The organism is Lacrimispora sphenoides, assembly GCF_900105215.1.
Lineage (GTDB): Bacteria > Bacillota > Clostridia > Lachnospirales > Lachnospiraceae > Lacrimispora > Lacrimispora sphenoides_A.
On the sequence record NZ_FOIP01000002.1, the window covers coordinates 1,814,887 to 1,837,415 of the forward strand.

Annotated in this window: 28 protein-coding genes; 8 read left to right on the top strand and 20 right to left on the bottom strand. The window is 42.2% G+C overall.

From position 1 onward, the window contains the following. Nucleotides 1–6: 6 nt before the first annotated feature. The 5 genes from BMW45_RS25145 to BMW45_RS25165 form a co-directional block, all read right to left on the bottom strand. Complete coding sequence (locus BMW45_RS25145; protein ID WP_025233370.1) at nt 7–198, bottom strand: capping complex subunit for YIEGIA; 192 nt, start codon at nt 196–198, stop codon at nt 7–9. Next, nucleotides 185–1,105: a YIEGIA family protein gene (locus BMW45_RS25150; protein WP_025233371.1), complete on the bottom strand. Its 921-nt coding sequence runs from the start codon at nt 1,103–1,105 to the stop codon at nt 185–187. Before BMW45_RS25150 ends, BMW45_RS25145 begins: the two co-directional genes overlap by 14 nt. A gap of 170 nt (nt 1,106–1,275) precedes the next feature. Beyond that, nucleotides 1,276–2,088: a MurR/RpiR family transcriptional regulator gene (locus BMW45_RS25155; RefSeq protein ID WP_092250377.1), complete on the bottom strand. Its 813-nt coding sequence runs from the start codon at nt 2,086–2,088 to the stop codon at nt 1,276–1,278. Between the two features lie 128 nt (nt 2,089–2,216). Further along, complete coding sequence (locus BMW45_RS25160; RefSeq protein ID WP_092250380.1) at nt 2,217–2,864, bottom strand: N-acetylmannosamine-6-phosphate 2-epimerase; 648 nt, start codon at nt 2,862–2,864, stop codon at nt 2,217–2,219. Between the two features lie 15 nt (nt 2,865–2,879). Continuing rightward, nucleotides 2,880–4,373, bottom strand: a complete 1,494-nt coding sequence (locus BMW45_RS25165; protein ID WP_092250383.1) for a PTS transporter subunit EIIC — start codon at nt 4,371–4,373, stop codon at nt 2,880–2,882. Between the two features lie 190 nt (nt 4,374–4,563). Between BMW45_RS25165 and BMW45_RS28160 the strand changes: the two genes are divergently transcribed. Continuing rightward, on the top strand, nt 4,564–4,701 hold the full coding sequence (locus tag BMW45_RS28160) for a hypothetical protein (RefSeq protein ID WP_166433470.1): 138 nt from the start codon (nt 4,564–4,566) through the stop codon (nt 4,699–4,701). Between the two features lie 6 nt (nt 4,702–4,707). On the opposite strand, the gene BMW45_RS25170 is transcribed toward BMW45_RS28160, so the two are convergent. The 9 genes from BMW45_RS25170 to BMW45_RS25210 all read right to left on the bottom strand — a co-directional run bounded on the left by BMW45_RS25170 (nt 4,708) and on the right by BMW45_RS25210 (nt 11,831). Next, on the bottom strand, nt 4,708–5,274 hold the full coding sequence (locus BMW45_RS25170) for a thymidine kinase (protein WP_092250386.1): 567 nt from the start codon (nt 5,272–5,274) through the stop codon (nt 4,708–4,710). Nucleotides 5,275–5,387: 113 nt separating this feature from the next. Next, nucleotides 5,388–6,209, bottom strand: a complete 822-nt coding sequence (locus BMW45_RS25175) for a phosphorylase family protein (protein ID WP_242883229.1) — start codon at nt 6,207–6,209, stop codon at nt 5,388–5,390. Nucleotides 6,210–6,532: 323 nt separating this feature from the next. After that, nucleotides 6,533–7,348 carry an alpha/beta fold hydrolase gene (locus tag BMW45_RS25180; RefSeq protein WP_092250389.1) on the bottom strand — a complete coding sequence of 272 codons (816 nt, stop codon included), beginning with the start codon at nt 7,346–7,348 and terminating at the stop codon, nt 6,533–6,535. A gap of 127 nt (nt 7,349–7,475) precedes the next feature. After that, entirely contained in the window at nt 7,476–7,982 is a 507-nt protein-coding gene (locus BMW45_RS25185) for a CarD family transcriptional regulator (protein WP_092250392.1), read from the bottom strand. A 255-nt stretch (nt 7,983–8,237) separates the two neighbouring features. Further along, entirely contained in the window at nt 8,238–8,888 is a 651-nt protein-coding gene (gene deoC / locus BMW45_RS25190) for a deoxyribose-phosphate aldolase (RefSeq protein WP_025233379.1), read from the bottom strand. A 17-nt stretch (nt 8,889–8,905) separates the two neighbouring features. Further along, nucleotides 8,906–10,234: a pyrimidine-nucleoside phosphorylase gene (locus BMW45_RS25195; RefSeq protein ID WP_092250395.1), complete on the bottom strand. Its 1,329-nt coding sequence runs from the start codon at nt 10,232–10,234 to the stop codon at nt 8,906–8,908. A gap of 61 nt (nt 10,235–10,295) precedes the next feature. Beyond that, entirely contained in the window at nt 10,296–10,715 is a 420-nt protein-coding gene (locus BMW45_RS25200) for a cytidine deaminase (protein ID WP_330390925.1), read from the bottom strand. A gap of 88 nt (nt 10,716–10,803) precedes the next feature. Further along, a complete protein-coding gene (locus tag BMW45_RS25205; RefSeq protein ID WP_013271785.1) occupies nt 10,804–11,139 on the bottom strand; it encodes a cyclic-di-AMP receptor in 336 nt (111 codons plus the stop codon). 113 nt (nt 11,140–11,252) lie between these two features. Next, entirely contained in the window at nt 11,253–11,831 is a 579-nt protein-coding gene (locus tag BMW45_RS25210; protein WP_092250397.1) for an NUDIX hydrolase, read from the bottom strand. Between the two features lie 94 nt (nt 11,832–11,925). Here BMW45_RS25210 and BMW45_RS25215 point away from each other — a divergent pair, with 94 nt between their 5' ends. After that, nucleotides 11,926–12,471 carry a ferritin-like domain-containing protein gene (locus BMW45_RS25215; protein ID WP_092250400.1) on the top strand — a complete coding sequence of 182 codons (546 nt, stop codon included), beginning with the start codon at nt 11,926–11,928 and terminating at the stop codon, nt 12,469–12,471. 16 nt (nt 12,472–12,487) lie between these two features. Here the strand turns inward: BMW45_RS25215 and BMW45_RS25220 are convergent, their stop codons facing one another. From BMW45_RS25220 to BMW45_RS25230, 3 genes are all read right to left on the bottom strand, one after another. Further along, a complete protein-coding gene (locus BMW45_RS25220) occupies nt 12,488–12,862 on the bottom strand; it encodes a ribosomal maturation YjgA family protein (protein ID WP_330390891.1) in 375 nt (124 codons plus the stop codon). Nucleotides 12,863–12,995: 133 nt separating this feature from the next. Further along, nucleotides 12,996–14,267 carry an esterase/lipase family protein gene (locus BMW45_RS25225; protein ID WP_242883232.1) on the bottom strand — a complete coding sequence of 424 codons (1,272 nt, stop codon included), beginning with the start codon at nt 14,265–14,267 and terminating at the stop codon, nt 12,996–12,998. Between the two features lie 276 nt (nt 14,268–14,543). After that, entirely contained in the window at nt 14,544–16,460 is a 1,917-nt protein-coding gene (locus BMW45_RS25230) for an endonuclease MutS2 (RefSeq protein ID WP_092250403.1), read from the bottom strand. Nucleotides 16,461–16,915: 455 nt separating this feature from the next. Here BMW45_RS25230 and BMW45_RS25240 point away from each other — a divergent pair, with 455 nt between their 5' ends. The 3 genes from BMW45_RS25240 to BMW45_RS25250 are packed head-to-tail and all read left to right on the top strand — an operon-like array spanning nt 16,916 to nt 18,809. Beyond that, nucleotides 16,916–17,293 (top strand): GntR family transcriptional regulator, encoded by a 378-nt coding sequence (locus BMW45_RS25240; protein ID WP_054790947.1) that lies wholly within the window; start codon nt 16,916–16,918, stop codon nt 17,291–17,293. A 2-nt stretch (nt 17,294–17,295) separates the two neighbouring features. Beyond that, nucleotides 17,296–18,156 carry an ABC transporter ATP-binding protein gene (locus BMW45_RS25245; RefSeq protein WP_092250409.1) on the top strand — a complete coding sequence of 287 codons (861 nt, stop codon included), beginning with the start codon at nt 17,296–17,298 and terminating at the stop codon, nt 18,154–18,156. Continuing rightward, nucleotides 18,156–18,809 carry an ABC-2 transporter permease gene (locus BMW45_RS25250; protein WP_092250412.1) on the top strand — a complete coding sequence of 218 codons (654 nt, stop codon included), beginning with the start codon at nt 18,156–18,158 and terminating at the stop codon, nt 18,807–18,809. The genes BMW45_RS25245 and BMW45_RS25250 overlap by 1 nt, the downstream gene beginning before the upstream one ends. Here the strand turns inward: BMW45_RS25250 and BMW45_RS25255 are convergent. Both BMW45_RS25255 and BMW45_RS25260 read right to left on the bottom strand, forming a co-directional pair. Continuing rightward, nucleotides 18,772–19,296 (bottom strand): NUDIX hydrolase, encoded by a 525-nt coding sequence (locus tag BMW45_RS25255; RefSeq protein WP_092251188.1) that lies wholly within the window; start codon nt 19,294–19,296, stop codon nt 18,772–18,774. The genes BMW45_RS25250 and BMW45_RS25255 overlap by 38 nt on opposite strands. 57 nt (nt 19,297–19,353) lie before the next feature. Beyond that, a complete protein-coding gene (locus BMW45_RS25260; protein WP_242883234.1) occupies nt 19,354–20,313 on the bottom strand; it encodes a LysR family transcriptional regulator in 960 nt (319 codons plus the stop codon). A gap of 53 nt (nt 20,314–20,366) precedes the next feature. On the opposite strand from BMW45_RS25260, the gene BMW45_RS25265 reads away from it, so the two are divergent. From BMW45_RS25265 to BMW45_RS27625, 3 genes are all read left to right on the top strand, one after another. Beyond that, nucleotides 20,367–21,089, top strand: coding sequence for an AzlC family ABC transporter permease (locus tag BMW45_RS25265; protein ID WP_025233392.1), 723 nt, complete (start codon nt 20,367–20,369; stop codon nt 21,087–21,089). Further along, on the top strand, nt 21,082–21,387 hold the full coding sequence (locus tag BMW45_RS25270) for an AzlD domain-containing protein (protein WP_092250415.1): 306 nt from the start codon (nt 21,082–21,084) through the stop codon (nt 21,385–21,387). The genes BMW45_RS25265 and BMW45_RS25270 overlap by 8 nt, the downstream gene beginning before the upstream one ends. A gap of 94 nt (nt 21,388–21,481) precedes the next feature. After that, a complete protein-coding gene (locus BMW45_RS27625) occupies nt 21,482–21,709 on the top strand; it encodes a DUF6774 domain-containing protein (protein ID WP_143057083.1) in 228 nt (75 codons plus the stop codon). A 271-nt stretch (nt 21,710–21,980) separates the two neighbouring features. On the opposite strand, the gene BMW45_RS25275 is transcribed toward BMW45_RS27625, so the two are convergent. Continuing rightward, a complete protein-coding gene (locus BMW45_RS25275) occupies nt 21,981–22,508 on the bottom strand; it encodes a GNAT family N-acetyltransferase (RefSeq protein ID WP_092250419.1) in 528 nt (175 codons plus the stop codon). Nucleotides 22,509–22,529 lie beyond the last annotated feature (21 nt).

Sequence of the window (22,529 nt, forward strand, 5' to 3'; positions counted from 1 at the left end):
AAAATTCTACCTGCTGATTAATACATGATCACCGTTTTTCAGCTGAACCACATCCGCCCGAAGTGCCTTTCCTAAATCTGTCAGACATATTTCCCGCTCCTTGGAATCCGGGATATAAAGGGTCAAAGGATCACCTGATATGATTCTTTCTTTGTTATCTGTTATATAAACCATTATCTCCGGATTACTCTTCCCCATTGATATTTCCTCCTATATCTATATCCATAATTGTAGTGATTTTTCTGCTGCTTTCCAGTACAGGCGTCTTTTTGATTACGTCTATTATGGCATCAGGATCACGGATAATTGGAACAAAAGCCAATAACAACGCTCCATTAGTATAATTTTTCCGGGTAAAACTGTACCGCTTTACGCCAAAGGTCCGGGTAGCCTCAAAAAGCATGGCCTGCCTCTGCCCATAATTCTCAACCGTGATTCTGAATTTATCATTTTTAGGCTCTATAACAATGCCGATCCCTTCTTTTAAAAACAAATCCCGGCTTCTCTCAGTTCCCAGTACATTGGTAACATACATGCCATTTACAAACAGATCCGAATGGTCTATGGTTATTTTTCCTTCCCTTATGTTGCAGATATCACCGATGCATTTGCCTTTTGTTATTATTGTCAGGAAATAAATCATACCAAAACCGCTGACTACTGCACCTATCATGTTTATGACCAGACTGTCTACAGATACAATACTTAAAACCAATACAACAAACAAGGAAGTAAGCAGGGATAAATAATTTCTGGATTCATAGGTTTTGGCAATGCCATCAATATAGGCAGCCCCTCTTTTTGAATATTCCGTTTTTTCCAGATCCTCAAGGCTTTCTTTTTCTGTTTTTCTCACATCCCGGAAATGCTGGATGGCTAAGGCAATAAAAGTTACGGCCGTAAATTCTTTATTTAACAGGGAGGGAATTGCAACAGCCCCCAGAGATGAAGCCAGAATGCCTATCACAATGTTAATGAAAGCACCGGTAGGATAACTGGGATTTTGACGGGTATCAATACGAAGTGTAATAGCCCGTGCAATAGTACCCATTACTATACCGCACAAAATGATGAAAAGATCGTGAAATGCCAGTGTTTTTTCCATATTTTTATCATGGTATCACTCGTGAAACCATATTTCTCCAATCCTTATTTTGGTCTATTATCTCCTTTTTGTCTTACAATATGCAAAAAAACCAGCGGCGGCTTCGAAATGGGAATTCAAAGCCGCCGCTGGTTTCCATATGAGAGAATCTGCTGCTTATTATGAGCAGACTATTTTAAATGAGACTGTTTCACAATGGTTTCTACCGTAATATTCATCTTTTTCTTTCGAGCCTCATCCTTTAGAAGAATCAGACAAAGAAGATCGATCGTATAAAGAGTTGATAACTGACTGTTTACAAACCTTTCCTGATCAACAAACAAAGGATTTACTATGGGAAAACAAAAATCAGCGCACTGTGCGATCGTGCTGTCGGTAAAACTGGTCAGACCGATGAGCTTTGCTCCATTTTGTTTTGCCGCCCTGACAGCATTGATTACTTCCGCGGTTTCACCGGATATGGAAATTGCAATTACCAGATCACCGGAGCCTAAAATTGAGCTGTATATTACCATCAAGTGAGAATCTGTTACACTCTGTACATGAAATCCCATACGTGACAGGCGGAGCATGGTTTCACAGGCAGTCAGTCCCGATGATCCCACTCCGAATATATAGATATTTCCTGCCGCTGCAATCTGGTCTGCCAGGTACTCCAATGCCTTTCTATCTATCATCTGATTGGAATGTTCAATTACGGTCTTATAAAAATCATAAACCTGAGATACAAGATCGTCTGAGTGAGCAATCTTATTTCCTGCCCCTGCGCTGCCAAGCTGGATTTTCAGTTCTGCAAAAGACTTTTGACCTACCTTTTTGCAGAAACGGGTAATTGTACCGTCAGAAACTCCCACGGTAGCTGCAAGGACAGAGATATTCATATTCCGAATATTATTGCCTTCCTTCAAAATGTAATCAGCGATACTTCGTTCTTTATCAGTAAACGTATTATATTTCTTTTGAATTGATGAAAGAATATCCATATTGTACCTCTTATACTTTCGTCTTTAATTTGTGAAAAACTGAACCCATATTAATAAAGTGTTCTTATTATATCACCTTTTAATAAAAACGAAAAGATTTTAGAGGAAACAGGAAGGGATGAATCTTTTTAATTAAAAACCTTTGATACTGCCTCGGCAAATCCGCGTGTAATGCATTGGGGGCGTGTAATTGCAGTTCCCACAACGACTGCGTAAGCTCCTGATTCAATCGCCTTTGCCGCCTGCTCCGGGGTGCTGAAATTTCCTTCTGCAATTACTGGGTGTTCACATTTCGCAATCAAAGACTGAAGCACCTGAAATTTATCCAGACCTTGAGACTGAGGCGTATATCCCAGCAATGTCAGACCCACAAAATCAAAACCAATCTCGTCAGCACGCAGCCCCTCTTCTTCCGTTGAAATGTCAGCCATAAATTTTTGATGAGGATATTTTTCATGTAGCTTATACAAAAAATCCACATCCTGATTTATGGTAGCATCTACGGCGACTACATCAACACCGGTCCGAACCAGTGCATCTACTTCTGCTAATGTGGGTGTGATGTAAGGTTTGCCTTCTTCATATACCTTTTTGATAATCCCGATAATCGGAAGATCCACATGTTTCTTGATTTCTTCAATATCTTCCACGCTGTTTGCGCGAATACCGACTGCGCCTCCTTCTTTTGCTGCCAGAGCCATACGCCCCATGATAAATGAACTGTGCAGGGGTTCCTCCGGAAGCGCCTGACAGGATACAATTAAACCTCTATTCATAAGTATTACATCTCCCTAATCTTCGCCAATTATGTCGTTTATTTTTGATTTTATCAGATCTGCTTTCGCTCCAAATATTGCCTGAATACCACCTTTAACTTCCAATACGGCCGTTGCGCCTTCCCGTTTTATGGCCTCTTTGTCAACCTTGGTAATATCCTTTACCGCTACACGCAGACGGGTGATACAAGCATCACAATCTTCGATATTTTCCTTACCGCCCAGAGCTGCTAGTACGCGAACAGCCGTTTCAGCGATTGTACCCTTTGTCTCTACATTTACCACATCTTCTTCTCCTACCTCGCGGCCTGGAGTCGGAATGTTAAACTTTGTGATCAGGAAACGGAACAGAACATAATACAGAACCGCCCAGAATACTCCCACCACTACCACATAGATCCAGTGAGTCCTTGCATTGCCCTGCAGGACTCCAAATAAGGTAAAATCAATGATTCCGCCGGAAAATGTGTTGCCGATACGAACGCTTAAAAGATCGGCAATCGCAAAAGAGAGACCATCTAAAAATGCGTGAATCACATACAGCCAAGGAGCTACAAACAGAAACATGAATTCAATGGGTTCCGTAATACCGGTTAAAAATGATGTAAGGGCTGCCGAGAAGAATAAACCGAATACTAATTTACGGCGATTTTGTGGAACACAGTGATACATTGCAAGGCATGCAGCAGGTAAGCCAAAAATCATCGTATCAAAACGGCCTGCAAAGAACCGTGTACCCTCGGTATACATTCCTGTAAAATTAGGATCAGCCAGCTGGGCAAAGAATATCTTTTGAGCACCTGCAATCTCCTGGCCCGCCACAGTAGCAACTCCGCCTAATTCCGTATACCAGAACATAGGGTAAATCATATGATGCAGGCCCACTGCTCCGCAAAGCCTCATCAAAAATCCATACAGGAAAGTTCCAAAAACTCCCATACTTGCAATGGTCTGGCCGCTGGAAATCAACAATGACTGAAAAGGAGGCCAAATCAGGAAAAATATTGCGCCGATAAAAATTGCTGCAAAAGAGGATATAATCGGTATAAAACGTGATCCTCCGAAAAATCCAAGAAACGGAGGCAGCTGTATATCGCGGTACCGGTTATGAAAATAGGTAACCATACAACCAATAACAATAGAGCCTACGACTCCGGTATCTATTGTGTTTCCATCCGGTTTAAAGACTGACAGCAGTGCACCGATCGATGCATTCATAACAAGAAACGCAACCGCAGCTGCCAGACCCGCCGTTCCTTTATCTTTTTTTGCAAGCCCCACTGCCAGACCAATACACATGATTAACGACAGATTTCCAAACACCACTTCTCCCGCCTTGCTCATAACAGTAAATATTGCCTGCAGAGCAAAAATGTTCAAAAATGGATAGGCTGCGATCGTGTTTGGATTGGACATTGCCCCACCGATTCCTAACAGGAGACCTGCTGCCGGAAGAATGGCAATCGGTAACATAAATGCCTTACCTAATTTTTGAAGCTGCTTAAACATAAATATACCTCCTCCTTGGGCGCACATTGTACAAGTAATGTTTCAATATGCATTTCTTTTTGGTTAATTTCATTATATTTTATAAAATAATTTTAGTCAATCCTTTTTTAATAATAATTATTTTAATCAAACATAAATAATAATTCGAGTGCTTCAACAGGTATTGCAGCAGTTAAGGGTATTATGTGATATGTCGCAAGAACAATGGTATGTGGGGAAACTGGCTGGAAATAGCCATTTAGGATACTGCTCCATGAATATAAAGCAGTGGAAAAATGTGTTATTTACCGGGGCCATCGCCCCGGTTGTTAATAAGCATATGATTTAGTATAAACTATTGCCTGATTTTACCTTCTTTATAGTGTTTACGGCACAATGAAATGTATTTATCATTTGCCCCCATTAATATTTGCTGTCCTTCTCTGATTACGTTTCCATCTTTATCAATCCTAGCATTCATATTGGCACTATTCCCGCACCAGCAGACTGTTTTAAGTTCCTCAATTTCATCTGCCAGTTCCATCAAACGTTTGGATCCGGGAAAAAGGTGGGATGTAAAATCCGTTCTGAGGCCATAACAGAAAACTGAAATATCGTATTCATCTACAATCTTAGAAAGTTGTTCAATATCATTTTCAGAAAGAAATTGTACCTCATCCACAATGATTGCATCCAATTCTTTGATTGAATTATAATCGTCATATTTGAATTCAGACCATAAAATGCAATCTGCTTCCAGCCCGATTCTTGATCTGATTTTCGTTTTTTCGTCCCTGGTTTCTAAATCAGGTTTTATTAATAAAACGTTTTTTCCCTTTTCTAAAAAGTTATATCTTGTCATTAGTGCATTAGCCGTCTTCGAACTTCCCATCGCACCATATCTGAAAAACAATTTAGCCATTTATTTCTCCTTTACTGTAAATAAAATATATCCATGTTCCATGATAATTTAACATAAAATCATGAAACACTTTTTGCAACAGGAACTCAAAAGCTACGAATCTAATATTTAAGTTAAAAGTTCACTGATTGAAAAAGATCTATAATTATTCTGGGAAAAAGCTCACGACGTACTTTTTTCCGATACTGCATCTCCTCTGACGTACGGCCGCTGACTAAAGATTTATTGGCAACCGTATTGTCCGAAACACTAAAGAGTGCAGCCATTGGAATTCCAGCAAAGGCTGCAGCTTTAAAAGCCGCGGCAGTTTCCATTTCAATGACGTTGCAGCCCATGCCAATGATTTCATCAATATGAGCAAACTGGGCAAATACCGTATCCGTACTATAATTATTCCCAATATGCCACTTTACACCACTTTCTTCACATCTAAAGCTGGCGGCCTTTATTAAACGCTCGAACATCATTTTATCTGGATATTGTTTTTCACCAAATACATCGCTATCTGCAAGTTTATCAGAAGATATGTAACGACTTGCACCGTCACCACAAATGGAATATGCCGGAATTACAATGTCTCCAATCCCGATTCTATCATCCAAAGCACCAACGGACCCTATGAAAACAATTTGCCTGCATGGGGTTACACCCAAGGCTAAAAGAGCATCCATCAATACAGGTGCACCAATTCCCGTTTTTATATAACTGATTTCCAGACTATCAACCGTGAGATTCCATACTTTTATTGAAGAATAATCTGATTCACTTAAATAATCAAAAGTTCCAAAACCCGGAAAGATCGGTGGTTCCCACCAAGGAGCGATAATTACATTCTTATGTATTTGATCCGGATCTATCCCAATGCTATGAATACAAATATCACGTTTGGTTGATCCAAATCTCTCCATACTGACAATTAAATCCTGGTAATTCATCAGCTGTCCCTCCAATCATAAGTGCTTATGGCTTACACATTATTATGACATATACAATTAAAACAAATTATATCTTAGCACCATTTTACTATTAGTCAATCGGATTGCAATCTGCTTCGCTACTTGCATGATTAAGTTAAATTATTGCAAAAAAACTACTAACTTAATTACTGACAGCTAGTAGTCTCCTATACATATTCAATTTTTTGACTCAAATCAAACTATAGCATTCCCCAAAATAAATGAAGCGGAGCCGGAATACACGGCCAATTTCATTTTTCCGGCTCAAAGTTAACCTGGTTTGTTTAGAGCACCCAGACTACTTAACTACAGTTATTTAGCCAATCATGAAAATGCAAATCAAACAATGGTTTATTTTCTATTTGCAGATTATGCCCTGCTTTATCAAGACACAGGAAGGTCAAACGTGGTAAATGCTTTACTAATCCCCATGTATCTTCATAACCAACACAATTATCCTGTTTTCCTGTTAATACAACAATAGGTTTGTTGAAGTTTATATCTTTTAGCGATGCTTCAAAAGTAAAACCATATCCATCTTTTTGGTATGTATTAACGAAATCTATGTCAGCATCTTTTAGACCAGGCATGATTTCCCTTTTATATCTTTCCCATGTTTTAGTTGTAGCAACAACCGCATAATCCATAAAATCCTGAAATTCATCTTTCTCACTAGCTTCAGGTTTTAAATCCTGCTCTATAACAAGAATTTCTTTTTGCGCAAGATTACGGTTTTCATGTTTACTTATTACACAAGGACACAATAAGAATACCCCACTGATATTTAGATTCGCTTTTGACATCAGCCCCAATGATAAATACCCGCCATAAGATTGGCCAACTAATAAGAAACTTTCGTCTTTAATGACCTCTTTTATAAAATTAATTAGAAAGGATAACATATCATCTGCATTTTTTATACCTGGATTTATCTCTGAACTTCCAAATCCTGGCAAATCAATATAAATCCTACGATAATGATCCAAAGACTCCATGATAGGTTCAACGCACCCGAGCATTGTTCTATGATCTTCTGGAAACCCATGAATACAAAGGATTGGTTTTCCTGAACCAATTTCTTCATAGTAAACAGAATGATTATCTATCTTACATATCATAATTGTTTCATACCTCTCATTCCTATAAGTCTTTCGATCATAAGCTTTTGCAATTTATAACAGCTAAACAAGGCATTTCAGCAGATGAATACGATATATGAGATTGCAGTTAAATTCCATTCCTTTTTTACTCAACACTCACCCTTGTCACCACCATATCTTTCACTACGGCCGGTTCCAATTCTAAAGCTACAGCAAGTTCACCGTAAAGCAGATCTTCCGCCATCTTAAAATAGAATTCATCCTTTGCCGAATTTTTCTTACCTTCTACCAGCCCCTTTTGTTTCCTTAAATATAGTGTCTTGATGATCTGAAGCCAGCCTGAACACTCATTTTTCATCATGATATCCTTATAGTTTCCTTCTCGCTGCCTTTCGTCAAGCACCCACGTGGTTGGAGTATCTGGAATCAGATTAATCAGCTCTATGGCCTCTTCTCTGGTAGATACTTCTCTCATGGGTGCTTTTAGATTGTCTACGGGCGTATAAACAACACATTGCTGTGCCTCATAAAGAGGTTTCAGCGTATAGTAAAGGCGGTCATCATCCACTGCGGACATGTTAAGGCTCCCTATCGCCTCTACCCTGCATATTCCATGGGTTCCGAATACTACTAGATCATTTACCTGAAACATAATTATTCCTCCTGCCTGAATGCCAACACTTTGATACATAAGTTACGATTTCTATATCTTAAGTTTAACACTTAAAAAATTTTTTGTCAGTGTTTTTTATTTATTTAAATATTTTCGTGAAATTTAGCCAGAGAACACCTTGCTATTACTTGTGGAAATTGTATAAAAATAATTAGAAAACGCCCCAAAATTCAGACATTTGTAAGTGTGCTGCTTTTGGAGCGTTGAAAGAATATTTTATTATCCTGAAATAACTTACTGCTTCTGCGCTGCCAGCTTAACAGCTGCACTGGCACCCACACGGCTGCATCCAGCTTCAATGAAAGCCCTTAAATCCTCAAGGGTTCTGACCCCGCCGGCCGCTTTTATCTTTACATCGGGACCGATGTGCTTTTTAAATAACTCTATATCTTCAAGAGTCGCACCCCCGGTACCGAATCCGGTGGAAGTCTTAATATAGTCAGCTCCGGCTGCCGTAACTGCCTTGCACATAGCGATCTTCTCTTCCTCTGTAAGATAACAGGCCTCGATGATGACCTTTAAGATGTTTTCGCCGGTTGCTCTTTTCAGTTCTGCGATTTCCTTTTCTACCTTATCGTAGTCTCCATTTTTCACATCGCTGATATTTACTACCATATCCACCTCAGAAGCTCCGTCTTCAATGGCTTTTTTTGTCTCAAGGACCTTTGATTCTGTCACACTGTAGCCAAGAGGAAATCCGACTACGGTACAGATATTAAGGCCTGGAAATTGTTCATGTACCCGGCTGATATAGCATGGAGGGATGCACACGGAAGCGGTTTTATATTCCACAGCTTCCTTACAAAGCTCCTCAATGTCCTCCCAAGTGGCAAACGCCTTTAACTGTGTGTGGTCTACGTAGCTTAACATTTCTAAATCTGTCATTATTTTTTCCTACCTTTCTATTCTGTCAGGCGTTTTACGCCTTCTTTGGTAACGCTGGCATAAATTAAGGGTTCTGCCTCCGGCTTTTGACTGCTTATGGTGACTGCCTTTAAAAATTCCTCTTCTGAAGCCGCAAACAGATCTTCCTTTGAGGCATAAAGCACGGCTATGGTCTCTCCCTCTTCCACCTTCTGGCCTACCTTTTTCTTAAGGGCGATTCCAGCCGTATAATCAATTACGCTTTCCTTCGTAACTCTGCCGGCTCCTAAAAGCGAAGATGCAATCCCGCACTGCTCTGTATTCATATGGGTGATATAGCCGTTCTCTAAGGCTTTCACTTCCCTTTCAAAGGCTGCTCTGGCAAAAAGTGAAGTGTCCCTGATCACCGAAGAGTCTCCTCCCTGAGCTTCCACCATGGCAATAAGCCGTGCCAAAGCACTTCCGTCGGCAATGGCTCCTTCCGCCATAGCCCGGCATTCTTCCACACTCCCTTTTCCTGCCAGATAGAGCATACCGGCAGCCAGGCTTAAGCAAACTGTCCTTAAATCCTCAGGCCCTCTTCCATGAAGAGTTTCCACTGCTTCAATGACTTCCAGGCTGTTGCCGATCAGGCTTCCTAAAGGAATGTCCATATTCGTTATGAGAGCCATGGTTCTCTTTCCTGCGTGCTCCCCGATCGCTACCATCTTCTCCGCCAGTGTGATGGAGTCTTCCAGGGTCTTCATAAATGCTCCGCTGCCTGTCTTCACATCCAGAAGAATACAGTCATTACCTGCTGCCAGTTTTTTGCTCATAATGGAAGCGGCAATTAAGGGAATGCTGTCCACGGTTGCAGTCACATCCCGAAGAGCATAGAGTTTTTTATCCGCTGGAGCCAGATTTCCGGACTGCCCAATAACGGAAAGCCCGGCAGTATTGACCACTTGAAAAAACTCTTCCTCCGTCAGGACAGTACGCATTCCCGGTATGGATTCCATTTTATCAACGGTTCCTCCGGTATGACCCAGACCGCGGCCTGACATCTTCGCAACCTTGACCCCGCAGGCGGCTACAATTGGCGCTACCACCAGAGTCGTCTTATCCCCCACTCCTCCGGTGGAGTGCTTATCTACTTTCACTCCCTGGATGGGCGATAAGTCCACCATATCACCGGAATGAGCCACCGCATCCGTGAGAACGGCTGTTTCTTCATCGCTCATTCCCTTAAAATAAATGGCCATCAGCATGGCGGACATCTGATAATCCGGGATATCCCCTTTTACGTAGCCTTTGATCATAAAGCGGATCTCTTCCTCCGTCAAAGGTTCCCCGTTCCGCTTTTTTGCAATTACATCATACATTCTCATGACACTTAAAAACCTCCCTTATACTTATCCGTCCCGCTTTTTACCTTCCTTTTCCGGGTATTCAGGAATTCAAATTCTTTTTTGTAAACCCTAAAGGGAGCAGTTCTTTTAAGGTATAGACGGAAAACTCCTCTCCCGCGCCCAGAATAATCTTAAATTCATCAGGATCACAGAATTCGGCCATTACCTGCCTGCAAACCCCGCAGGGAGCACATAGTTCTCCCTTTTCGTCCCTTTTATTCCCCACAATGGCTATGGCATCAAATTCCGCGACTCCCTCTGAGACCGCTTTAAAAAATGCAGTACGCTCTGCACAGTTCGTGGGCGTAAAGGATGCATTTTCAATGTTGCAGCCACGGTAGACCGTACCGTTCTTTGCCAGCAGGGCCGCTCCAACACAAAAATCAGAATAAGGTACATAAGCCATTTTCTGAGCTTCGTAAGCCTCTGCCACCAGCATGTTTTTTGTCCTCTCATCCAGTTTCAAAGACACACCTCCTATTATTCTCCGGCTTATTCATTCCAGCAGTTGCGAAAAGGGATTGCTCTGCAATCCCTTTGCCGGTTCATCAAATCTTTTCAAATCGTTCTACGTCAGTTACAAATATGGTAGCTCCGCCAAGTTCCACTGTCATCGGCATCATCATATATCCGGCTGAAACAGACGCGATATTTGGCGCCGGAACATTGCAGGTAATTTTTTGGCGTTTTCCGCAGGTATCTTTAATCAGAGTGATGACTTCCTCTACCTGTCCATCATCCGTACCGATCATTAATGTAGAGTTTCCTTTCTTTAAGAAACCACCTGTTGTGGCAAGTTTTGTCACGCTGAACTGGTGTTCATTCAGCACATCAGTCACCCTGTTTCCATCATCTGAGCTGACGATTGCGTAAATAATCTTCATATCTACCACCTCGCTGTCTTATTTGGCAAAACTTTATTCATTTGATTCCTCTATTATAAATCATAATCAGGAAAAATAAAACAGTAAAATGGAAAATAATTATCATTTCTTTGTTAAAAATTGATATCTCTCATTTTATCAAGCAGCTTTCGGTATATTCGTTCCCTCATCCACGGCTCATTTACTGCCTTTAAGCATTCTTCCACACCGAACCAGCCCACTGCGCTGTTTTCATCCTCTTTCTTATGAAGGACCTCCCTGTCATCCGCTTCCAGAAGATAGGTCACATTTAAGTGAAGGTGAGAGGAAACATAAACTCCCCTCTTCTCATGACCGTCCACCGTCAGCACCTCAAGGGAAAAGATGTCCTCTGTGACCGGTCTTACCGTTCTAATCCCGGTTTCTTCCATGGCTTCCCGGACCGCTACTTTTAGCAGATCCATTTCCCCATCTGCGTGGCCTCCGGTCCATGCCCAGGAATCATAGATGTTATGATAGGCCATAAGAACCTTATCACGGGACTGATTCACCACCCAAGCTGACGCCGATATATGGGCGCCTAAACTTTCACGGAAAAATATGGATTCTCCTGACGTGAGATATTGGAGCAGCATCTCCTTATCCCTTTCTTCCTGTTCGTTATATGGTAAAAAGTCTTCTACAGTTTTCCTGAATTTCTCTTTGCAGTCCATGTCCTTCGTTCCTCCATCTTCCTGTGTTTTTAAGTCATACTCTACCATCTGGCGGATATATTTTTAATAGAATAAATTGAAATGAGGGTATTATATGGATTTATCAGCTCTTGTTTTTGCCGACAAAGATCCCTGGCCTCCCATAGAGATCATATCTCAAAATAAAGCGTATGCCGCCGCTATGCTTTCCAACATAGGCGATTGCAATTCCGAAATGTCTGCAATCAGCCTTTATATTTACAACAGCATGATTACGAGAAACTTCTTCTTTGATATAGCAGAATGCTTCCATAAAATCAGCATTGTTGAAATGCATCATCTTAATACCTTTGGCGAACTGTCCATCATGCTGGGCGCCGACCCCAGGCTTTGGAGCTATCAAAACGGACGATTAAGATATTGGACGCCCGCCTGCAACCGCTATCCCACCCGGATCGGCCCCTTGGTTGCCAACGCTCTGGAAAGTGAGCTGGAAGCTATCCGGAAATACCAGTTCCAGGCCCAATGGATCGACGATTGCCGAATCAAGGCAATTTTAAACAGGATCATTGCAGATGAGCTTTGTCACGTAAAGATCTTCCGGCTCATCCTGGCCGAACTTGACAACGACTTTGCCATCCCCAATCCATTCCAGGCATAGGCAGCATTTCACATGATTACTTACGCCGCTTTACGATTTCATACAAGAATAACCCGATACAGCCTGCCAAATAGCAGGCAATGTCCTTAAGATCAAAGGTTGAACCAATCATGATCCTTGCAATTTTATAATCGCTAAGGCCAAGCAGCTTCGCTAAATGAAAATACTGCCCCACCTCCGTCAATGCGGCGAAAACAAATATGTACAATGGGAGCAGTTTTACTTCTTTTGCCACAAATGACCTGATAAAGCAGTAAATCAGAACCACAACCAACATGTCACCAACATATGGTCTGATGAATTTATCATTTACGAAAACAGCTATTAGTACTTCAATAATGAAGACTACGATAAAGGCGCATAGGTACTTCATGTTTAATCTGAATCTCACGATACACTCCTTTTTTTATCAGAATTAAGGCAGCATAGCCCAAAGCTTTACTGCCAGATAACCTCCGGCATTCACGGATCTTCTCATGCCGGAGGTTATTTTCACCTGCCTCATAAGGGTCGTATTTTTCACTTTACAGATCCTTTACTTTTAATTTATTGACCAGATCGACATAAAATTCGCAGACGTCAAAGCCTTCGATATTCTTCCTTGTTAAGTCGATCATGTCGCCGTGGGAAATTCCCTGCCTGCTTTTAGGAGTCACTACGCCGAGGAAGTCCCCCCATACCATTGATTTCGCGGAAACAAGCCCGTCGTTTTCACCGCCCCCGAAAAACTTTATGATACCGTATCCCACATTAAGCGGAAATATAGCTCCGGAATAGGAACGGATACGCGAGCCGACGCTTTGATATAAAACACCGGGGGCATCCTTCATAATTCTGTTCAGCCGGTCACATTCCTTATCGGTTAAATCTTTCAGGCCATTGAAAAAATCCGGATCGTCATCGCCGAGCCTGGTATAGATGGATTCGTACTTATTCCCTATGGACGCAACCGCCTTTTGCGGAATCTTCTCCAATAACTTACGTACGTAATTACATCCCAGGTGTGGCGTGTTAATCGTCGTAAGAGACGCAATATATTGATCCATTCCGAGACAGCTTACCGCATACCGGGAATCAAGTCCTCCCTTGGAATGAGCAATAATATTGAGCTTTTCACAGCCGGTCTCCCGGACAATATTCAGAATACACCCTTTTAGCTCATTCGCACATTGCTCGACTGATGCGGACGACTGATGGCTTCCGTAATAGATTACAGCTCCATTATCCATAAGCTCCTTCGGTATCCGGCCCCAATAATTAAAGTTTTTCCAATCCCTGAAAAATATCCCATGTACCATCAGAATAGGGTATTTCGTTTTGCATAATTCCTCGTCTTTCCTGTCACTGTTTCGTTGATGTTTCGCGACGGTAAATCTATACTCAGAAGCCGATACACCAAGGAACTTCCTTAGTATGACAATATTCACTACAGGCATCCACCAAAAAAGCAGCAAGCTTATCCTTGGTACGATCCCCAACTGGCCGGAACAGGTGAATATTCGTATAATCCCATTGAACAGCAGAATAAAAATCAGACCCGCACATACAAATATGTTTATAACAAGGATATGAACTCCAATTTCCGTGCCTTTGGCTAAAACAAAAAGATATGCCAGTGCCTCAAGCATAAAGCAGGAAAAAGCCGCAAGCACCAGCTCATAGCCGCCGATTAGTACCCTAAGCCTGTATTGCTGCGATTTATCTCTCCGCGGAGCAATATTGAAATAAATATAAAATAAGGCAAGGGCTATACCTGCCGCTGCAGCAGCCGCAGTGCCGGGAATTACGTATGTCACTAAAATGATGTTCAAAAACAGCAATAGCAGAAAATAACATATAAACCGTTTTATGATAATTATGTTTAATCCCCCCAATAAACTTCAGCTATATTACATTATTTTACCATGCGTATGCAATGTCGTCAAATTAACACAAGATTCTTTTTATCCCGCTTAATCCTGTCATAGTACTTCAGGTTGGGGACAGATATAAACATGTCAAAAAGAGCCGGACGTTTTTAGCGTCCGGCTCATCCTGGCCTGGCATGACGGCGGCCTTTTAAGGCCTCAGGATCACTCCGTTCTGATTTCCAGCCCCTCCTGATATCCCTTTTCCATCTTATGCCTTGCCTTTCTGTTTTCCACGGTATCAAAAATTATGGAAAAATCATAATCCTCCGGGTAAAGTTCTTCTGCAGCTACCAGAAGCTTTACCCTTTTCTGGTTGACCCAGATTTTCTTATCCGGCATCTGAACCTGCAGTACCCCTTTATCATTTACGGGTCTGCATACAATTCCCTTTTTCTTATCGGGATAAACAAACACACTGTCTCCGATGGTGAACTTTTTTTCCATAATATTTTTATTCACCGCCGTCTTTTTCAGTTTTTCTATTTTAGGCCCATTTAAGTTTAAGTGTCCAGCACTCTCTTCTAAGGCACCCGGCTCTTCTTCCCATAAGGCCTCCTGCTCTCCGTAAGCGTATCTTCTGGCTCTTCTTATCATAGAATCCGGCATTCCCAGCCGTTTGGCTATATAAAGAGCGCAGCTTTCCCCGGCCTCCCCGATCTCCATACGGTAAAGCGGCCTAAGGGTTTCCTTATCAAAAGCCATTCGTGCGTTGGTGATACCTTCCGCCTCCTTGGCGTATGTCTTTACCTCTGGGTAATGGGTGGTTGCCAGAAAAAGGCATCCGTTGCTTCTTAACTCTTCCAGTATGGCAATGGCGATCCCCATTCCTTCCGCCGGGTCTGTTCCTGATCCCAGCTCATCCAGTATGACCAGGCTCTCCGGACCTGCTGCTTTTAGGATCATCATTACATTGGTGATATGGGCGGAAAAGGTGGATAAGTTTTCCGTAATGTTCTGACCGTCTCCGATATCACAGAGCACCTGACTGTTCATACAAAGATCGGCCTCATCACAGGGCAGGTGAAGGCCGCATTGTGCCATAAGGGAGAACAGCCCCACCGTCTTGATGGATACGGTTTTTCCTCCTGTATTGGGCCCTGTAATTACGATTCCCCGTTCTTTCTCTCCCAGTTCAAAGTTTAAAGGCACCACGGTTTCCGGGTTCATGAATGGATGGCGACCGTTTACGATTTTTATGGTCCGATCCGTATTAATGCCTGGACTGGTGCCGGTCATGGAGGCGCTTAAGCTTCCCTTTGCAAACAGGAAATCCAGTTTCTCAAGAAGGCGTTTATCCCCTTCCAGTACCTCTAAATTTTCTTCCACTGAGGCAGTAAGCATATACAGGACCCTTCTTGCCTCATTTTCCTCTTCAATCCTTAAAAGCTCCAGTTCCCCGTTAAGCTCTGTAATAGCTGCCGGTTCAATAAAAAGAGTGGAGCCGGTTGCTGACTGGTCAATGACACTGCCAGGAACCCCTGATCTGTAATCTTTTTTTACAGGGAGACAAAGTCTGCCGTTTCTTAAGGTCACATAAGAATCGGAAAAATATTTTTTATTCCCTCTTAAAATGGCCTCTGCTTTTGCCCGAAGCTTTTCTTCCAATCTGGCCACATCCTGGCGGATATTTTTTAAATGTTTGCTGGCGCTGTCCTCAACTTTGCCGTTTCTGACGCTTTCATAAATCTCCCTTGCCAGATCCTCCAATGGGTTTAAGTCCTGCTCATAATAAGGCAGGCCAAGCTCCAGGTATTTACACCGGTTTAAAAAGTCCTTAAACCGATTTACTGCGGTGAGCATTCCCCCTGTCTGTTCCAGTTCTTCCGCGGACAGGCAGCCGCCCTGCCGTGCCGTATTCATGATCTCTTTCAGACCATTCATGCTGACTGCGGGAGGAAGCCCCATCCGGTCAATGACGGTCCTGGCCTCCGTCGTATCGCGAAGGCTTTTTTTAACCTCGCCTTCCTTCAGGCATGGGGTCAAATTCCTTATTTTCTCTTTCGCTGCTTCCGTGTGTGCAAATTCTTCAAGTTTTTCTAATATAAGATTAAATTCTAAAATCTGAAATGTGTGATTCATGTAATTCTCCTCGTTCCTTCTGTCTTTCCAATTGGTTTCCTGAGGTTCATGGAGCAAAGGACAGGCGGAACCATTCGCCAGATGAATATGCAGGTATATTCGTTTGGCTCATTGTTCGCGCAAAAAAAGCCTGTAAGACCACAAACCGACGTCTTACAGGCTTTTAACCTTATTCTGTCTGCTTTGTATCTCATGGGCAAAACAGGTACACGAAATAGAGGAAAGACTTATAGCCTTCCTGATCCGATTCCTGTTTTTCATATTAAACTGCCTTATGCTCCATGATTATATACAATTAACAAACACACACATCCTATCTTTTATACTTCCATCACTATACCACGGAAAGAAAATCCGGTCAATCTTTTTTTCTTTTCCCTATTGACATGACGAAATGCATTGCTTATAATGTACTTGTTCAATAAGTACACTACGCAACACTAAGGAGACCTACTGTGGAGATTATAATCAGCAGTAATACAAATAAGCCCATATATGAACAGATTACTTCGCAAATAAAAGCGCTGATTATGAGCGGAGAGCTGCAGACCGGAGATCCTATTCCATCCATGCGGGCATTGGCTAAATCCATTCATGTCAGCGTCATTACCGTACAAAAAGCCTATGAAGATTTACAACGGGACGGCTTCATTGAAACTACCGTTGGGCGAGGCAGTTTTGTATCGGCACAAAACAAAGATTTCTTTCAGGAAGAACAACAGCGAAAAGCTGAGGAACATCTGCAGGAGGCTGCCGATATTGCCCGTACCAGCGGCATATCACTGGGCAAACTGATAGAAATTTTAACCATGTTTTACCAGGAGGAGGAGTAAAAATGGAACCAATTTTGCAAGTTGAAAATCTGACGAAACAATATCCTGATTTTAAATTGGATCATGTATCATTTTCCATTCCCAAAGGTGCTATTATGGGATTGATCGGTGAGAACGGCGCTGGTAAAAGTACCACGATCAATGCAATCCTGGATCTTATCCAAAAGGACGAAGGGGTGGTTAAGTTTTGGGGTCAGGAACTTTCTTCCGATCCCAGAAACATCAAAGAAAACATAGGAGTCGTGTTTGACGGCATCAATTTCTATGAAACCCTTACACCGGCCAAAATAGGCAGAATATCGGCTTCTGCCTATAAGCAATGGGATGAAACCGCCTACGATAACTATTTGAAAAAATTACAGCTTCCTCCCCGCAAAGAGATCAAAGCATTTTCCAGGGGAATGAAAATGAAGCTTAGCATTGCTGTTGCGCTTTCCCATAAACCGAAGCTTCTGATTCTGGATGAGGCAACCGGCGGGCTTGACCCGGTCATGCGTGACGATATGCTGGATTTGTTTTTGGACTTCGTACAGGATGAGAACCATTCGATTCTTATGTCGTCCCACATTTCTACGGACCTGGAAAAGGTGGCGGATTATATCACTTTTATTCATAAAGGGAAGGCCCTGTTCTGCAAAGAAAAGGATGAATTGCGCTACCAGTATGGTATTATCCGATGTAAAACAGATCAGTTCGATGCTATCGATCGATCTGAGATCCTTGCTTACCGGAAACGTGACTATCAATGGGATGTGCTGGTGGCAGACAAGGAAAAGGCCCGCCGTAAATACAAAACGGCAGTGGTGGATGATGCCACTATTGACGATATCCTTCTTCTCTATGTAAAGGGAGACCAGATATAATGAAAAGTTTGATTTTAAAAGATTTATATAACATCGGACACAATGCCAAATCCATGATTTTTATACTGCTGGTTTTAGCTTTCGCTCTTATTCCTTCATCCGGAGTAGAGGGTTATATTATCATGAGCGGCATTCTATGCAGCATGATGATTATCACGACATTCAGCTTTGATGATCAATCCAAATGGTTGAAATACGCGATGGTTATGCCGGTTACTAAAAAGGATATCGTAATCAGCAAATTTATTGTTCTTCTGATCTTCTCAGCCATTGGCGCTGTTACCGGACTGATAATTGGAGCAATAGGCGGCACCATAGTGCATAAGGGTATTTTCAGCAGCGTAAATAACATGCTTTCTCTGCTGTTTACCGGTGCTGTAAGCCTGGTGATTTCAGAAATTGCAGGAAGCATGTCAATTCCTCTTCTGTTTAAATTCGGCGCAGAAAAGGCCCGCATATTAATGCTCGTTTCCTGTTTGATTCCTGCTTCCATCTTCTTTGGCATCTATAAGCTATTCACCTTGCTGGGTGTTTCATTTACAGATCAAATTATATTTATCCTTCTGTGCTGCTCACCGTTTCTTGCACTGGTCTGGAACTTTTCGATGTATAAGATCAGCTATGCACTCTTTGCGAAGAAGGAACTTTTGTAATAGCCGGCGGGAGTGCCAATGGTTTGCCATTTAACAAAGCGTATGACAGATGATCCCCGGTATACACAAGTTTTAAGGAAAAGAAAGGAATATCCGTGAGTAACAGTTCAAAGAAAATACGGTCTCCTTCCCAAAGAGACAGCCCGCCTATTTCTTCCCTGGGGATCCATTTAAGTTCTCCTTCCGCACACTCGGTCAAGTTCCCTTCATATCCGTCAGCGGTGTATAAAAACATGTATTCATCCGGATACGTGTCTGATACAAAGGTTATAATAGCTCTAAGTAAGTAGGAAGTCAGGGATAATCCGGTCTCTTCCTTTACCTCTCGTAAAAGACATTCCTCCGGACTCTCCCCTTCCTCCAAATGGCCTCCTACTCCCAGCCACTTGTCCTGGTTCATATCGTCCTTCTTTTTAATCCGGTGCAGCATTAAATAGCTTTCTTCCTGCTGGATATAACAAAGTGTTGTTAAATTTTTATGCCTCATTTTTTCTCCTCCATAGTTAAGCTTTTTCCTAAAGCTATTCTTCTTTTCCATGCCCTTTTAGACGCTGGGTCCCAGTTCTCCATATTCTTCTGTGAGATACTCCAGGAATTGCCTGCTGGCAACAGGGAGTATCTTCTTATCCTTAAAAACAACACCAATGGTTCTGGCTAATGGCGGTTCCGTCACTCTAACCAAATTTTTATAATCCGCACGGTTTAATATAAGTTCTGATAAAATCCCAACTCCCAGTCCTTTTTCGATCATGGCCATGATCGTATAATCATCATGGACGATATACTGGATATTGGGCTTGATCCCATGCTCACGAAAACTTTCCATAGGTTCACTAAGGCTTCCTTCTTCCAGGAGAATGAACGGTTCTGATGCCAGTTCCTCCAATAAGATCTTCTTATGTTCTGCCAGGGGATGGGAAAGGGGAAGAACGGCCAGCATGGGATCTTTCTTTAACGGAATGGTCTTAAGCTCCGGATCTCCCACTGCCTGGGGATTGATGAGGCCAAAATCCACGCTTCCATCCTTAACCAACTGCTCAATGGCCGTATAATCCCCCTGGTAGAGTTCAAAGCTGACCAACGGGTATTTCTCCTTAAACGTCTTAATTAATCCCGGCAGCCAATGACAGGATACACTGGCAAAGGTGCCGATCCGGATGGTGGCATTCTGAATCCCTTCCATTTCTTTTCGCTTCTCTGTCAGTTCCCTGTAAGCATGGTATATATTTTTTATGTAAGGTAATAGTTCTGCTCCATCGGGTGTCAATACCACGCCTTTTTTAGAACGGATAAACAGTACCGTACCCAGTTCCTCCTCTAATGACTGCACCATCTGACTGACGGCAGACTGAGTATATCCAAGTTCTTCGGAGGCCCTGGTAAATCCTCCTGTTTCCACAATTTTCATAACTGCCAGGTACCGCTTCACATCCACCAGCTCCTTATCATCAGTTTTTCTAATGTTTTCATTATAAACATTTGTTTTACTGATGTAAAGGTTCATGATATATTTTTATAGCATAAGAAGGACGGTCACACACTATGAGGAGGAATATTATGAATACCAGAAGAGAACAGCTAAAATCCGGAATAAAGGATGGAATCCCCATCTGCCTTGGTTACTTTGCCGTTTCCTTTACGTTTGGAATTATGGCCATAAATTATGGGCTATCGCCTTGGCAGTCCATTGCAATCTCCCTTACCAGCCTGACATCAGCAGGACAATTTGCCGGTCTGGGCATCATCACGGCAGGTGCTCCCTTTGCTGAAATGGCCATTGCCCAGTTGGTCATTAATCTGCGCTATAGTCTCATGTCCTGCTCCCTATCCCAAAAGCTTGATAAAACAACCCCATTTTATCACCGTCTGCTGATTGGCTACGGGATAACGGATGAAATCTTCGGCGTTTCCGTGTGCAGGCCGGGTCCGTTAAACCCCTGGTATTGCTACGGCCTGTTTCTACTGGCCGTTCCTGGCTGGACCCTGGGAACCGCAGCAGGAGCGTTCTTGGGCCAGCTTCTTCCTGAAAGGGCTTTAAGCGCTTTGGGGGTAGCCCTATATGGAATGTTTCTGGCAATTATCATCCCCCCTGCAAAGAAAGATCGGATTCTGGCGGGAGTAACCGTCGTTTCCATGGTCTTTAGTCTTTTGTTTTTCTTAATTCCGGCACTTCACAGGGTTTCTTCCGGACTCAGACTGATCATTCTGACAGTTTTGATCGCGGGAGCTGCTGCTGTTTTATTCCCGGTACCGGACACTATGGAGGTTTCCCATGAATAACCGAATCTATCTTTACATATTGGTCATGGCCGCTGTTACCTATTTTATCCGCGTCCTTCCCCTGACCCTGATCCGGCAGGAAATAAGGACAACCTTCATCCGGTCTTTCCTTTACTATGTCCCCTATGTGACATTGTCGGTAATGACCTTTCCTGCCATTCTTACGGCCACCAAAAGCATATGGTCCGGTATCGCTGCTCTTTTGGCAGCTGCCATTCTGGCTTATAAGGAAAAAAGCCTGTTCCAGGTTTCCTTAGCCGCCTGCATAGTTGTTTATGTAATGGAATTCTTCCTGTGAGTAGTTTTCCATACAAATTCCATTGTAACTCCTCCATTCTTTAATTAAAGGTATAAAACAATGGCTCATTCATATATATAACCGGAGGGATAATATGAGTTATTGTTGCGATGTACTATTTATTTCTGCATTGGCCTGTCAAATAGCAGATTGTTTAAATGATGATGAATTAACACTTTTGGCTGCAGACACGCTATTGTTAAGTGATACATTAAATGCAATCGCTGTCCGCCGGTCAATCTGTAATTCATCTGCAGACGATAAAAGTTCATCTAATACTACCTCTTCCGATCAGGCTAACAATACAGATGAAAAAACTTAACTCATCCTTCCATCAGCTTCATTTTTCCTATCCTTATATAATCCTGCGTTCGGTATACAAAAAGAACGTCCTTTTAAGGGCGTTCTCTAACGATTTATTGTATGATTAAGTCTATCGAATATTCGCAGCTTGCGACCTTACTTGATGAGGTCAATAGGAATTTATCGAATTGGCTTGCCTATATTTTTGTCTATTCGCCATTGGGGGGCCGTATCATGAATGCCCCAATATGCTTTAATATCTAATAGCATAAACATACTCCTTCTTCTGCTTAACTTTGGTCTAAGACTTTTTCAAAAAGCAAACTATCAGCCCAACCATCACTTTTCAAAATATACTGGTTATACTTTCCGACAACGTGAAAACCATTTTTAATTAAAACAATTTGAGAGCCTATATTTTGAGGAGAGGTTCCAGCTTCAATTCTATGTAGCTTATGCACCAAGTACGCTTGCTTCATAACTAGCTTTACAGCTGCAGTTGCAAATCCTTTCCCTTGATGTTTTTCACCGATCCGGTACCCCAATTCTGCTTTATTCAAAGGTTCTTTTATAACATCAGTGAGGTTAACTCTGCCAATAACCTCACCCTGCGTATTCATTACCAGATACATATAGTGAGTATCTTTTTCTTGTTCACCTACTAAACTTTCTATTATTTCTTGAAACGAATCTCGATTATAATACGAGTCACTTCGAGACAAACCAATCGTATTAAAATAGGAACGGTTTTCTATTTCAAATTTAAAAAGACTGTCTGCATCATCCAAAGACAATCGCTTAATAGAAATCTTATCCACGGTATTTTTCCTCCAATTATA